Below are 13,794 nucleotides of genomic sequence, written 5' to 3'. Positions count from 1 at the left end.
GCTCGGTGTGGTGGCCCGGCTCAGCCGCGCGGGCGCACCACGTTCAGTACCTCATGGCATGCGCCCATGGTGTGGTAGTCCGTCTTGCCGGCCGGACTCTTCTCGTCGCTGTACTTGCGGTTGTCCGCATCCAGGATGCGGTACCACGCGCCGTAGCGGTGATCGACGAAATGTTTCCAGGCGTAGTCCCACAGGCGGTCATACCACTGCCAGTAGGATGCATCGCCGGTGCCCTGCGCCAGCAGCGCGGCGGCGGCCAGCGATTCGGCCTGCACCCAGAAATACTTGTCGTCGTCGCACACCGCGCCGTCCGGGGCGAAGCCGTAGTACAGACCGCCACGCGTCTCGTCCCAGGAACGCGCCACCGCGACATCGAACAGGTGGCGCGCGGTCGGCACCAGCCAGTCGGCGTCGACATGGCGATCCAGGATCATCAGCAGCTTGGCCCACTCGGTCTGGTGGCCGGGCTGGAATCCCCACGGGCGGAACAGGTGCTTGGGATTGTCGCGGTTGTAGTCCCAGTCGATGTTCCACCGGGTGTCGTAGTGTTCCCACACCAGTCCGTCGGCCTTGGCGGCCTGGCGGCGGGTCATGTGATCGGCCAGTTGCAGGGCGCGCTCGACATAGCGGCGCTCGCCGGTGGCCTCGAACGCCGCCAGCATCGCCTCGCACATGTGCATGTTGGCGTTCTGGCCGCGGTAGCCGGTGAAATTCCACTGCCCGTCGGCCTCGTCCTTGTACAGGCCGAATTCCGGTTCCCAGAACCGCTGCTCCAGCAGGTTCCAGGTTTCGTCCATCCAGCCGCGCGCCTCTTCCACGCCGGCCTTGACGCCGCAGGAATAGGCCAGCAGGACGAAGGCCACGCCGTAGCAGTGGTTCATGTCGTCCTCGACCACGCCGTCGCGCAGCGTCCACGCATAGCCACCGGTGGCCGGATTGCGGTGCACGTCGCGCAGGTAGCGCAGGCCGTGCTTCACCGCGTCCAGGTACTCGGCGTTGCCGAACTCGCGGAACGCCATCGCGTAGTTGAAGACAAAACGCGTGCTGCTGACCAGGTGGCGATGGCCGGCGTCGTAGACGCTGCCGTCGTCGCGGAAATAATGGAAGAAGCCGCCGGCCGGATCGATGGCGCGCGGATGGTAGAAGGCCATGGTCTGCGCGATGTGTTCGCGCAGGAACGCGGGCGACCGGAAATCCGGCGCAATATCAGGCGTGCTCATGTTGGTCCTGCAGCAGTTGTTGGACTTCGGCCAGGGTCGGCATGGCGGCGAAGGCGCCCTTGCGGGTCACCGCCAGCGCGCCGACGGCGGCGCCGAAGCGGAGGGTGTCCTCGATGGCCGCGCGGTCGTGGCAGAACGAGGCGAAACCCGCGCCATCCCCGCCCCGCTCGCCCAGCCGGAACAGCAGGCCGCCGACGAAGGCGTCGCCCGCGGCCGTGGTGTCGCGCGTCTCGACCCGGAAACTGCTCACGCGTCCATCGGCCTGGCGGGTGAACCAGCGGATCGGCGCGGCGCCGTCGGTGATGATCAGCAACTGGGCGTGGCCTTCGAACAGGCGCTCACGCACCCGGGTTTCGCCTTCCGCGCCACCGCCGAACGGACGCGCCAGATAATCGAGTTCTTCCTGCGACAGCTTCACCAGGTCCGCATTGCCCAGCGCTTCCCAAAGCCGCGGCGCCGGATCCACGCCGGCCGGCCACAGCGCCGGGCGCAGGTTCAAATCCAGGCTGACCACCGCGCCGGCCGCGCGCGCGCGCAGCATGCCATTGAACGTCGTCTCGGCAATCGTCGGCTCGGTCAGGCTGTTGGAGCAGACATGGAAGCTGCCGGTGCCGTGGAAGCAACTCGGCTGGAAATGCTCGGTGCGGAACAGCAGATCCGCCGCCGGCGGCCGGTAGAAGCTGAAACTGCGCTCGCCGGTCGCGTCCAGGGCGACAAAGGCCAGTGCGGTCTTGGCCTCGCCGGTACGCACGATGCAGTCGGTGGCGACGCCGGCCGATTCCAGGCTCTCGCGCAGGAAGTCACCGAACATGTCCTCGCCCAGCATGCCGGCGAAATGGGTGTCCGCGCCCAGCCGGGCCGCGGCCACCGCCACGTTGGCGGGTGCGCCGCCGGCGTACTGCAGGAAGGCGCGCGGGGTATCCGGCGTGGCCGGGGGCTGGGCGAGTAGATCGATCAAAACCTCGCCGAAACAAACGATCTTCGACATTTGGGCCTTACGCTCCCTTGGCCGCCGAGGCGTCCGGGCGCGAACCCGAGAGGCCATAGAAAATGATGTAGCCGTAGCAGAGCAGCGGCAGGATGAAGGCGTGATGCAGGCCAATGTTGTCCGCCAGCACGCCCTGCAGGTACGGAATGATCGCGCCGCCGACGATTGCCATGATCAGCAGGCTGGACGCCTTGCCGGTCAGCGGTCCCAGGCGCTCGATGCCCAGCGCGAAGATGGTCGGGAACATGATCGAGTTGAACAGGCCCGTGGCCACCACGCTGTACACGGCAACCGGGCCCTCGGCCAGCATGGTGATCGCCAGCAGCGCGACATTCACCGCGGCGAAGATCGCCAGCAGCTTGCGCGGCGAGAACTTGACCATGATCGCCGAGCCGACGAAACGGCCGATCATCGCCATCGTCCAGTAGGCGGCGACGTAGTGGGTGGCTTCCTGCTCGGTGAAGCCGCCGATGTTCGGCATCGACAGGTAGTTGACCAGGAAGCTGCCGATCGCCACTTCGGCGCCGACATAGAAGAAGATGCCCAGCACGCCGTACAGCACGTGGCGATGGCGCAGCGCCTCGCCCAGCGTGTGCTTGACCGGATCCGCCTGCTCGGTGGATTCGGTCAGTGCCGGCAGGCGGAACAGGAACACGAACACCGCCAGCAGGAACAGCGCGATGCCCAGGCCCACGTACGGGCCCTGCACCGCCTGCGCTTCCTGGACGCGATAGGCCAGTTGTTCGGCTTCCGGCATCGCCGCGATCTGATCGGCGCTCTTGACCGTGTTGCCCAGGATCAACAGGCCGCCGAAGATCGGCGCAATGGCCGTACCCAGCGAATTGAGCGCCTGCGCCAAGGTCAACCGGCTGGAACTGGTCTGCTCCGGTCCCAGCAGCGCGACATAGGGATTGGCCGCCACCTGCAATACGGTGATGCCGGTGGCCAGCACGAACAGCGCGCCGAGGAAGGCTTCATAGATGCGCAGTTCGGCCGCCGGCCAGAAGCCCAGCGCGCCGATGCCGGCGATCACCAGGCCCGCCACGATGCCTTTCTTGTAGCCCAGGTGCGCGACCAGCCGGCCGGCCGGCAGCGACATCAGGAAGTAGGCGCCGAAGAAGGTGAACTGCACGAGCATCGCGCGCGCATAGTTCAGCTCGAACACCGCCTTCAGGTGCGGGATGAGGATGTCGTTGAGGCAGGTCAGGAAGCCCCACATGAAGAAGATCGTGGTGACCACGGCCAGGGCCACGCGGGTGTTGACCGCCGGAGCGGCGGCGGAGGTCCGGGGCTGGGGTGTCGGAGCAAAGGCCATGTGGGGGCTCGCCTCAGGGTTCGGTGGGTACGAAGGAACGGAAGAACATCATGGGCGCGGCGCCCCGCTGCTTTCGCGGATGCGCAGTTCCACCGATGCGGTGGTGCGCTGCGGCGGCGCCTCGGGTTCGCCCAGGCGGCGCAGCAGCAGTTCGGCGGCCTGCCGGCCACGCTCGCGCGGGTTCACCGCCAGCGTGGTCAGCGGCGGCGATGTCACCGCGGCCTCGGAAATATCGTCGAATCCGGTGACCGCGAAATCGCGGCCCGGATGGATCCCGCGCGACGCCAGTCCCAGCATCAGGCCGAGCGCGACCGTGTCGTTGTAGCAGACCGCCGCGGTCGGGGCCGGTTCGCTGGCGAACAGTTCGCCGGTACGGGATGCCGCTTCCAGGCGATTGGGCGCCGACTCGATCATCCGGCCGTCCTCGACTGCCAGGCCGGCTTCCTGCATCGCCTGCGCGTAGCCCGCGCGGCGCTGCCGGCAGGACGACGAATCCGCGTGGCCGCCGAAGAAGGCGATGCGGCGATGGCCCAGATTGATCAGGTGCTGCGTCGCCATGTAGGCGCCACGCTGGTTGTCCAGCGCCAGGAAATCCCAGTCGGCGCCATCCAGCTCACGGTTGAACAGCAGCACGTTGCCGTGCGCGCCCAGCACCTGCCGCAACTGCGCGCTGTCGCTGCCCTCGGCGGGCGAGAGGATCAATCCGGCCGGCATGTGTTCCATCAGCGTGGACAGCACCGCCTGCTGGCGTTCGGGCGATTCGGCGGTGCTGCCGAGCAGGGTCACGTAACCCCGCGCGCCCAGCGCCTCGTCCACGCCCGCCGCGAATTCGGCGAAGAACGGGTTGGACAGATCGTTGATCACCAGCGCCACGCTGGAGGACGTCTGCCGGCGCAGGTTGGCGGCGCCGCGGTTGTAGACATACCGCTGGCGGCGCAGTTCGGCTTCCACCCGCGCACGGGTGTCGGCGTGCACCAGCGGACTGCCGCGCAGCACCAGTGAAACGGTCGCGCGCGAAACCCCGATGGCATTGGCGATGTCGGTGACCGTGACCGCCCGCTTGCCGGCCTTGCGGCCCGCGCCTGCGCGGGCACCCTTCCCTGTCGCGGTGGCTTTGTCTTTCATCTGTTCGTAACGTCCCGGGAAGCCGCAAGCCTAAACGATCGCGCGGGGGAAAATGCCATGCCGGCCGCCGGACCGGTGGGAGAGAGAGCCGGAGCGGCGGCGGACATGGCGGTAACTCACTGGCCGCCCGCGGACGGAGCGGCGCAGAACGATGCCGGCAGATCGGCCGCGCGGGTGCCCCAGCCGGTGGTCGGCGGCGTGGCGGTCAGCGCGTACTCGATGCGGCCGCCCTGCTGCAGGCGATTCCAGTCCAGCCAGACCGGTGCATGCGCCTGCCCGTCCACGCGCACGCCATCCACATACTGCAGCGTGCGGCCGTCGGCGCCCGGCGCGTCGATGCGCAGGGTGCGGCCCTGGCCCAGGTCCATCTCGACCCGGCTGAAGCGCGGCGCATGCAGCAGGAACTGGCCGGTGCCGGGCACGGCCGGATACAGGCCCATCGCGCTGAACAGGTACCAAGCCGACATCGTGCCGAGATCATCGTTGCCGGTGACGCCGTTGGGCGCGTTGGTGAACAGCTGCTGGGCCGCGCGCAGCACGGTGGTGGTCTTCCACGGCTGGCCGATCAGCGTGTACATCCACGGCGCGTGCAGATCCGGCTCGTTGTTGGGGTTGTAGCGGTACTGGTTGTAGTAGCTGTACGGGCCGACCACCCACTCCTTGCGGGCCGCATGCAGCGGATCCTTCAGCAGCGCGTCGTAGGCGAAGAAGGTGTCCAGGCGCTTGCCGGCCTCTTCGGCGCCATGCATCGCCTCGACCAGCCCGGGCACGTCCTGCTGGACCAGCCACTGGTACTGCCAGGCGGTGCCTTCATGGAAACCGTGGTGCGAGCGCGGGCTGTAGTGACCATCGGCCGGTACGTACCAGCCGCCGTCCTCCATGCGCGCGCGCGGGAAGCCGGTGAAGCCGGTTTCCTCGTCACGAACGTCGGCGTCCCACACCTTGCGCCAGTTGCGGCCGCGCTCGCGCAGCACCGCCACGTCCTCGCCCAGGCCCAGGCCGTCGGCCATCTGCGCCAGCGAGCAGTCGGCCAGCGCGTATTCCAGCGTGGCCGAACCGCCGTGGTGCGGATCCACGTCCATGCCCTTGGACGGCCAGGCGCGGTCGTACTGCACGAAACCATTGGCCAGATAGCTGGCGTTGCCGGAACGGCCGGCATGGCGCGAGTTGGTCGGCGGCATCTCGAAGGCGTTCTGGCGCAACGCCGCATAGGCCTGCTTCTCCACGCCCTTGAGCGCGCCGAAACGCCACAGGTCGACCATGAACGGGGTGACCGGATCACCGGTCATCACGTTGGTCTCGAAGTTGGCGTAGCCCCAGCGCGGCAGCCAGCCGCCCTGCTCGTGGATTGCCAGCAGCGAGCGGCCGATGTCGCGGGTGCGCTCGGGGCGAAGCATCGCCAGCAGCTGGTTCTGCGAACGGTAGGTGTCCCACAGCGAGAAGTACTCGTAGTAGGTCCAGCCGTCGGCGCGGTGGATCTGTTCGTCGTAGCCGCGATAGCGGCCGTCGGCGTCGCTGCCGGTCAGCGGCTGCAGCAGCGCGTGGTACAGCGCGGTGTAGAACACCGTGCGATCGTCCTGGTTGCCGCCCTGCACGCGGATGCTGGCCAGTTCCTTGCGCCAGGTGTCCTCGGCCTGCTTGCGCATCTGCTCGAAGCCGAGCAGCTTGCCGCCGCGCATGCCGTCGCTGCGCAGGTTGTTGCGCGCGCCTTCGGCATCGACGTGGGAGATCGCGCTGATCGCGGTGACCGCCTTGCCCTTGCTCGTGTCGAAGCTCAGCCAGGCACCGTTGAGCTTGGCCTCGCCTTCCATGCTGTGGCGCGCGCCCGGCAGGCCGCCGGTCTCGCCCCAGGTACCGAACGCCTTGAACGGGCGATCGAACTCGATGCGGAACCAGGTGGTGTACTGGTGGCCACCGCAGAAGCTGCGGGTGACCAGCTTGCCTTCCACCACGCGATCGCCGACCACGTCGACGGTGCTGCCGATCACCGAATGGCGTTCGTTGGCCTGCGCCACGTTGACCAGCACGTGGCCTTCGTTGGCGCCGGCGGAGAAGGTATAGCGCTCGGCCGCCGCGCGGGTCAGCGCGGTCGCCTCGGCGTCGATGCCGCCGTAATCGAGCAGGCGCACCTTGTAGTAGCCCGCCTGCCCCACCTCGCCGTCGTGGCTGTAGCGGGAGGCATAGGTCTTGTGGTTGAAACGCTTGGGATCCTGGGTGTCGAAATCGCCGCCCGGTCCGATCGTGCCGGTGACCGGCAGGACCGAGACCTGGCCGCCCTGCTCCCAGCAACCGGCGCCGGACAGGAACGAATGGCCGAAGCCGCGGATCTTGGGATCGTCGTAACGCCAGCCCGTATAGTGCTCACCGATGGGGCTGACCTGGATCAGGCCGAATGGCGCCGAAGCGCCCGGGAAGGTATTGCCGTCGTCCTTGCTGCCGATGAAGGTGTTCACCTCGCGCACCGGATCCACCGCCGGAGCGGCGTGGATCATCGGTGTGGCCAGCGCCAGCAGGCCGGCCAGGGCCAGTGCGGCGGGACGGGCGCGCGTGGAAACCGGTACTCGGGACGTCGGTGTCATGCGGTCTGATTACCTTGTATGCGTGCGATCTGGCGACCGCGGGTTGAAGCTTCCTGGAGCCCGGACGGCATCCCCTCGGGAAGGATGCCGCCGGATTGTATGACGCGTACTGCGACTTGCCGGAGCGGGCAGGATGGCCCGGCCGTAGCGGGACCATCCTGCCCGGGCCGCCCCGGAGGACGGAGGAGACTCCGGGTCCTGCTTAGAACGTGAACACGTATTCCATCGCGACCTCGCGACCCACCGCGCTCAACAGGCGGGTCGGGGCGAAGTCGTAGTCGAGCTTGTACGGATCCTTGTGGTTCCAGCTGGCCGCGTTGAACGCGTTGTTCACGTAGAAATTCAGCTTGGCGTGCTCGCTGATGCGATAGCCGACGTTGAAGTTCCAGGTGATGAACGGTCCGACGCGTCCGAAGTAGCGCTTGGTGGACTGGCCCGCATTCGGGTTCGGGTTCGGCTGGCCGTTCGGCAGCGTGGCCGGCTCGTGGCAGTTCAGACCCGGGCTGTCGCTGGGGACATAACCATCGGCGAACGGCAGGCAGCCGCCCGTCGTGCTGGTGTCCGCGGCGTTCCAGTGGTAGCGCACGCCCGGCACCGAACCGACGCGGTCGGCATACACGTTCGCGTTCCAGTTGCCGCGCTGCCACGCCACGCTCGCACGCAGCTTGCTGCGCAGATCGCGGTCGCGGCGCTCCGGATTCGGATCGTTGTCGTACTTCTGCTCCTTGGTCGACAACTGGTTGGTGTAGTTGAAACCGAACTGGAAGTCGCCCCAGTTGTCGGTGTCCAGCCGGTAGCGGCCGCTCACGTCGATACCCTTGACCTCGCGATTGGCGAGATTGAACGGGCCACGCTCGATCGAAACCAGGCGACCTTCGCTATCGCGATTGACGCGCGCAAGGATGCCGGCGCAGTAGGCCTCGCCCGCGGGGTTGGTCCACGTCGTGTTGTTGATCTTCTTGCCGGTCAGGCAGCCCGCTTCGCTGGTCAGGATCTCCTCGCTGCCGACGTCGACGATCATGTCGTCCAGGCTGATCGCCCAGTAGTCGGCGGTGAACGACAGGTTCTGCATCACGTCCCAGACGAAACCGACGGTCCAGGAATCACCGGTTTCCGACTTCAGCAGCGGCGTGCCTCGACGGTTCACGTCGAACTGGTACCACACGTCCGTGTTGCCGACGCCGCAATTGTTCACCAGGTAGGCGCCGCTCTGGATGCAGCGCAACTGGTCGGTGCTGGTCTCCGCCGCGGTGCTGGGCTGGCCCAGCAGGTAGTGCATGTCGGGCGCGTGGAAGCTGGTGGCGTAAGAGCCGCGAACCAGCAGGTTGTCCAGCGGACGCCATTCCAGGCCGAAATTCCAGGTGGTTTCCTTCTGCGAACCGATGTCCAGGGTGTCGGCGGAATTGAATGCCTTGTAGGAGCCATAGCGGTCGTAGCGCGCCGCCGCGGTGGCGGTCAACGACGTCAGCAGCGGCACCTGGAACTCCACGCCCGCGGAGTAGCGGGTGCGCTCGCCCCCACCGCGATCCACGTTCTGCAGGTCGAAATCGATGCCGGCGCGGGCATCCGGGTTCAGCTTGTAACCCTGCTGGGCCGCTTCGACGACCGCCGCGAACGCGATCGGGCCTGCCCAGCCCTCGAACAGGTCGCCGGTGACATCAAAGGACGCCTGGTTGACCCAGGACGCCGCCTTGTTGACCGCCACGGTGCCGAACTGGCCGTAGGCCGCGGGCGTGATCGGGTTCCACCAGCGCTCTTCGTTGAGATCGTAGATGGCTTCACCGTCGGCGGTGGTGCCCAGGCGCGGACCGAGGAAATAGTCGTACGACTTCTGCTCGTCCACCACGTTCTGGCGCTCTTCCACGCGGTAGTAGGAACGGCCGACCGAGGCATTCCAATCGAAGCGATCGGCGAAGCTGCCGCGCAGACCCGCGCTCCAGTCCCAGGACAGCTCGCGATTGGTGTTGCGGAGCTTGTCCATGCCACCGACTTCGTTGGCGGTCAGCTGGCGGGAACCGATCAACGGGCTTCCGCTCTGCTGATCGATGAAATAGCCATTGGCGTCATCGACCAGATAGACGCTGGGAGGCGAAGTACTCCACAGTGCTTCGGAATGGTAGACCGCGATGTTCGACCAGGCCTGCATGCCATTCGCGAAATCCCAGGTGCCGTAGAGATTGCCCGAAAGATTCTCGGCGCCACCGGTCAGCAGCCAGTTGGCGTAGTCGGCGCTCATGCCGCACAGGCGACCGGTGTTGTTGATGGTGTCGGTTGCGTAGTTGTAGGTCAGGCGATCCGCCGTGTAGTACTCGCCGCCGAACTTTTCGCAGGTGCCGGTCGGCGGCGCCAGGCGCATGCCGCTGCCGGCATCGATCAGCGCCAGGCCGACCGTCGGCCGGAAACCGACCTTGCGCTGTTCGGTGTTCCAGGACGAATAGGGGGCATCATCGGAATCGTCCATGGCCGGACGGTCCCGTCCGAACAGCGGATCTCGCTTGTTGTACTGCAGCGCGTAGGTCACGCTCCACTGCTGGCCGGTCTTGCCACCGGCCCAGGAAAGATCCCAGGTGTCGCGGCCACCTTCGGTCGAGGAACCGCCACGGATGCGGAACTCGTCGCCGTCGTAATTCGTCTTCAGGATGACGTTGACCACGCCGGCGATGGCGTCGGAACCGTAGATCGCCGACGCGCCGCCGGTCAGCACTTCCACGCGCTCGACCGCGGCGGCGGGAATGTTGCTGTAGTTGGAGAAATTGGTTTCGCCACCGTACGGCAGCGGGTAATCGGCGACGCGGCGGCCGTTGACCAGCAGCAACGTGCGGTTGGGGCCCATGCCGCGCAGGTTCAGGCCGCTGGCATTGGGAGTATGCGAACCCCACTGGGAGTCCGCCTCGACCGTGCCGGTGGCTTCGGTCAGGGTGGTCAACACGTCATAGACGGTGACGAAGCCTTCCTTCTTGATCTGGTCGGCGGTGATCACGTTGACCGGCGCCGGGCCTTCCACCTGGGCGCGCTTGATGCGCGAGCCGGTGACGGTGACGGTGTCGAGCTCCTTGGTGGGTTCGGAAGAAGCGGCCTCCTGGGCGGCCACGGACAGCGTGGGGAGCATCGCCAGCAGCAACGCGCTGCTTAGGACATTGCGACGATAGCGGTGGGACTGAGCCATTTTGCGAAGTACTCGGGGTGATTGTGGTGTGGTTTTTGACTTGCGGTACGGCGGCGTCCAGAAGATTTCTCTCGATCTAACCCTGTACTTGAATCGTTCCAACGACTCAGGCACCTCTCTCTGGATCGATCTAAATTAAGCATGCGTAAATGCGAGATGGCATTCCGCAACGCAGCAAATCAGGCGGACTGGCTTTTTGAATCGAGATAAATGTTTCGAATCAATGGCTTGAGGGCGATGGTTTCACGCCCCTGCCATGCATCCATGACAAGCGGATGAACAAAGTGCGCAAACCCACCCCGCCGCTCACCCGCGGCGCACGCGAGCCCGTGGGTCAGGGCGCGGTGAGCGCCCGCCTGAATGCGGCGACGATCGCCGGATCGGTTTCCTGGCGGTCGTAGTCGAGCCCGGCCAGCGCCGGATTGTGGAACGCCATTGTCGTGGCGCGCCGTGCCTTGGCCGAGGCATGCACCTCGTTCACGCCGGTCGCCTGCACCAGTCCCGCGACATTGCCCGGCGTCAGCCCGGCCCCGGCCAGGATCGCGATGCGACCGGCCGCCTGCCGCACATGGCTCGCGATAGCCGCGGCACCCAGCACCGCGTCGGCCTGGCCACCCGAGGTCAGCACCCGATCGCAACCCAGCGCCACGATCGCTTCCAGCGCCCTGGCCGGATCGCGGACCGCGTCGAAGGCGCGATGGAACGTGACCCCCATCCCCGATGCCGCCGCCACCAATTCGCGGCACAGCGGCAGATCGATGTCGCCGCCCGCGTCAAGCGCGCCGATCACCACACCGTCGCAGCCCAGCTGCCGGCAGGCCGCGATGTCATGCAGCATCACCTCGGTTTCTTCCGGGCCATACAGGAAGTCGCCGGCCCGTGGTCGAATCAGCACGAAGATCGGAATCGACAACCGATCCCGGGTCCTCGCCAGGGTGCCGTAGGAAGGCGTGGTGCCGCCCTCGCCCAGGTTCTCGCACAGTTCGATCCGATCCGCGCCGCCGGCCTGCGCCGCGAGCGCGGACAGGTGCGAGTTGGCGGCGATTTCCAGCAGGCAACCGGCGGGCTGTCCGTTCATGACTGCGTGGTCGTGTAGACCGAGCCGGACTCGCGCAGATCGTCGCGCTTGTCGGCGTCGCACACCGCGTAGACGAAACCGCGATGCAACGCGAACGCACCGACCTCGCCATGCTTGTTGAGCGCCAGGAAGCACACCTGCAGGTTCCTGCTGGCTTCCGGACGCTTGCGCACCACCCGGTCGATGGCTTCGCGGCAGGCATCCATCGGCGAGCGGCCCTGTCGCATCAGTTCCACCACCAGGAAACTGGCGGCATTGCGGATCATTTCCTCGCCCACGCCGGAGGCGGTGGCGGCGCCGACCTCGTTGTCGACGTAGAGGCCGGCGCCGATGATCGGGCTGTCGCCGACCCGGCCGTGCATCTTCCAGGCCATGCCGCTGGTGGTGCAGGCACCGGCCAGCCGGCCCTGCGCATCGATCGCGAGCATGCCGATGGTGTCGTGGTTGTCCTTGTTGCCGGGCTGGCCGCGCCGCTCGGCGTTGATCTCCGGCTTGTACTCGGCGGTCTTCAGCCACTCGCGCCAGGCCTTCTCGGCCTGCGGCGTGAGCAGGTGTTTCTTCTCGAAGCCCTCGGCGACCGCGAACTGCTGCGCGCCCTCGCCCACCAGCATCACGTGCGGGGTTTTCTCCATGACGCGACGCGCCACCGAGATCGGATGCAGGATGTCCTCCAGCGCGGCCACCGAACCACAGCGGCCGTCGCCATCCATGATGCTGGCGTCCAGGGTCAGCACGCCGTCGCGATCCGGATTGCCGCAATGACCGACCGTGGGATTGCACAGCTCGCTCTCGGCCCAGCGCGCCCCGGTTTCCACCGCGTCCAGCGCGCTGCCGCCACGGGCCAGCACCGGCCAGGCCGCCTGGTTGGCGGGCACGCCGAAATCCCAGGTGGACACCACCCGCGCGCCGGGCGCGGACGCGGCGCCCGCGCGCATGGCGGGCAACGACAGGGCACCGGCGGCCAACAGGCCGGCCTGCAGGAACTGCCTGCGATCAGTCATCGGATCCTCCCTCGGGATGGGCGCGCGCGGCGCCGTGTCGATTCAATCCAGGTGGTGCGAGGCATACCACGCGGCCGCGCCCATCACGCCGAGTTGGCCGTGATCGACCCGCCACACCGGCACGTGCCGCAGCACGTGGCCGAGCACGCCCTTGTTGAGATAACGCTCGCGGAATGTTCCATTGCGCAGGAACTGTTCGATGTGGCCGGAAATGCCACCGGCCAGATAGACCGCCTTGGCACCGAACGCAATCGCCAGATCGCCGGTCAGGCTGCCCAGCCAGCCGCAGAACACCTCGACGGTTTCCACCGCCAGCGGATCCTCGCCCGCCTGCGCGGCGGCGATCAGCTGTTCGGGTGTCTGCCAGCGCGGCGCCTTGCCGCGAATCTCGCACAGGCACGGATACAGGTTCATCAGGCCGTTGCCTGACAGCACGCGCTCGTTGTCCACGTGTGGCCAGCGCTTCATCAGCAGGGCCAGCACGTCCATTTCCAGCGCGTTGCCCGGCGCCAGCGCGGCATGGCCGAACTCGCTGGCCAGCACCGGCCGCGTGCCGCCCTCGAAACGCAGCGCGGCGCCGAGCCCGGTGCCCGGGCCGAGCACCAGCGCGGGCCAATGGAAGGTATGCGGATGCTCGCCGCTCAGCGGCGACAGGCCGTCGGCGTGCAGATAGGGAATCGCGTAGGCGACCGCCTCGAAATCGTTGATCAGCGACAACGTCGCCAATCCAGAGGCCTGCCGGGTACGCTCCAGCGACACCGGCCACGGCAGGTTGGAATTGACCAGGGTGTCGCCATCCAGCAGCCCGGCGATCGCCACCACCGCTGCATCGGCCGTGGCGCGCTCATCGACGGCGAACCTGTGCAGGATGGCGGCCAGATCGGGATACTCGGCGCAGGCGTACTTCTGGTATGCGAGCACGCGCGGCGCGTGTCCAGCCGCCACCACGACCTTGGCCAGGCGCGCGAAGGTCCCGCCGACATCGGCGACGATCAGTTCCCGGCCGGGCGAGGCATGCGTGGCTTGGGTCATCTGCGGCACTTCAGGATTGGCCGGGTACGGTACCGCTGCTGCATTCACGCGTTTGCCCTAGTTTGGATCGATTCAAGCGCCTGGATTCTGTGGCATCGCAAGGCGTTTGGAAAGATGCCGGATCCATACCGGGGCGTACTCCAATGGGCACTCGGAAACACACCTGTTCACTTTAACAGGCATCCGCTGGCGGTTCGCAGCCGGACTGGACCCGCCTCCAATGCTTATCCGGGCGTGTACGACACGGCATTCCGCTGCACATTCATCGGTCAGGCGGTTAAAGTACCTGC

Annotated in this window: 9 protein-coding genes; all 9 read right to left on the bottom strand. The window is 67.0% G+C overall.

The features are described 5' to 3' along the window. Positions 1 to 20 precede the first annotated feature (20 nt). Positions 21 to 1,220 (bottom strand): AGE family epimerase/isomerase, encoded by a 1,200-nt coding sequence (locus FG323_RS01965; protein ID WP_141452751.1) that lies wholly within the window; start codon positions 1,218 to 1,220, stop codon positions 21 to 23. Continuing rightward, positions 1,207 to 2,208, bottom strand: a complete 1,002-nt coding sequence (locus tag FG323_RS01960; protein WP_141452750.1) for a carbohydrate kinase — start codon at positions 2,206 to 2,208, stop codon at positions 1,207 to 1,209. The genes FG323_RS01965 and FG323_RS01960 overlap by 14 nt, the downstream gene beginning before the upstream one ends. A gap of 7 nt (positions 2,209 to 2,215) precedes the next feature. Further along, entirely contained in the window at positions 2,216 to 3,523 is a 1,308-nt protein-coding gene (gene fucP, locus FG323_RS01955) for an L-fucose:H+ symporter permease (protein WP_141452749.1), read from the bottom strand. A gap of 48 nt (positions 3,524 to 3,571) precedes the next feature. After that, positions 3,572 to 4,648 carry a LacI family DNA-binding transcriptional regulator gene (locus FG323_RS01950; RefSeq protein ID WP_141452748.1) on the bottom strand — a complete coding sequence of 359 codons (1,077 nt, stop codon included), beginning with the start codon at positions 4,646 to 4,648 and terminating at the stop codon, positions 3,572 to 3,574. Positions 4,649 to 4,764: 116 nt separating this feature from the next. After that, the gene (locus tag FG323_RS01945; RefSeq protein ID WP_255469986.1) at positions 4,765 to 7,140 is read right to left on the bottom strand and encodes a GH92 family glycosyl hydrolase; all 2,376 of its coding nucleotides are present in this window, start codon (positions 7,138 to 7,140) and stop codon (positions 4,765 to 4,767) included. A gap of 289 nt (positions 7,141 to 7,429) precedes the next feature. Continuing rightward, positions 7,430 to 10,393, bottom strand: a complete 2,964-nt coding sequence (locus tag FG323_RS01940; RefSeq protein ID WP_141452746.1) for a TonB-dependent receptor — start codon at positions 10,391 to 10,393, stop codon at positions 7,430 to 7,432. Positions 10,394 to 10,727: 334 nt separating this feature from the next. Continuing rightward, entirely contained in the window at positions 10,728 to 11,471 is a 744-nt protein-coding gene (locus tag FG323_RS01935) for a copper homeostasis protein CutC (RefSeq protein ID WP_141452745.1), read from the bottom strand. Further along, positions 11,468 to 12,472: a N(4)-(beta-N-acetylglucosaminyl)-L-asparaginase gene (locus FG323_RS01930; RefSeq protein ID WP_141452744.1), complete on the bottom strand. Its 1,005-nt coding sequence runs from the start codon at positions 12,470 to 12,472 to the stop codon at positions 11,468 to 11,470. Before FG323_RS01930 ends, FG323_RS01935 begins: the two co-directional genes overlap by 4 nt. Before the next feature lie 42 nt (positions 12,473 to 12,514). Next, complete coding sequence (locus FG323_RS01925; RefSeq protein ID WP_141452743.1) at positions 12,515 to 13,504, bottom strand: glucokinase; 990 nt, start codon at positions 13,502 to 13,504, stop codon at positions 12,515 to 12,517. Positions 13,505 to 13,794 lie beyond the last annotated feature (290 nt).

This window comes from Pseudoxanthomonas sp. z9 (assembly GCF_006542425.1).
GTDB lineage: Bacteria > Pseudomonadota > Gammaproteobacteria > Xanthomonadales > Xanthomonadaceae > Pseudoxanthomonas_A.
The sequence above is the reverse complement of the archived record's forward strand: the minus strand, read 5'-3'. Positions and strand labels throughout refer to the sequence as shown.

Bases quoted from the DNA above. Each gene is read 5' to 3' on its own strand.
- FG323_RS01935 (WP_141452745.1), bottom strand. From the start codon at position 11,471: ATGAACGGACAGCCCGCCGGTTGCCTGCTGGAAATCGCCGCCAACTCG.
- FG323_RS01960 (WP_141452750.1), bottom strand. From the start codon at position 2,208: ATGTCGAAGATCGTTTGTTTCGGCGAGGTTTTGATCGATCTACTCGCC.
- FG323_RS01925 (WP_141452743.1), bottom strand. From the start codon at position 13,504: ATGACCCAAGCCACGCATGCCTCGCCCGGCCGGGAACTGATCGTCGCC.
- FG323_RS01950 (WP_141452748.1), bottom strand. From the start codon at position 4,648: ATGAAAGACAAAGCCACCGCGACAGGGAAGGGTGCCCGCGCAGGCGCG.
- FG323_RS01965 (WP_141452751.1), bottom strand. From the start codon at position 1,220: ATGAGCACGCCTGATATTGCGCCGGATTTCCGGTCGCCCGCGTTCCTG.
- FG323_RS01945 (WP_255469986.1), bottom strand. From the start codon at position 7,140: ATGATCCACGCCGCTCCGGCGGTGGATCCGGTGCGCGAGGTGAACACC.
- FG323_RS01940 (WP_141452746.1), bottom strand. From the start codon at position 10,393: ATGGCTCAGTCCCACCGCTATCGTCGCAATGTCCTAAGCAGCGCGTTG.
- fucP (WP_141452749.1), bottom strand. From the start codon at position 3,523: ATGGCCTTTGCTCCGACACCCCAGCCCCGGACCTCCGCCGCCGCTCCG.
- FG323_RS01930 (WP_141452744.1), bottom strand. From the start codon at position 12,472: ATGACTGATCGCAGGCAGTTCCTGCAGGCCGGCCTGTTGGCCGCCGGT.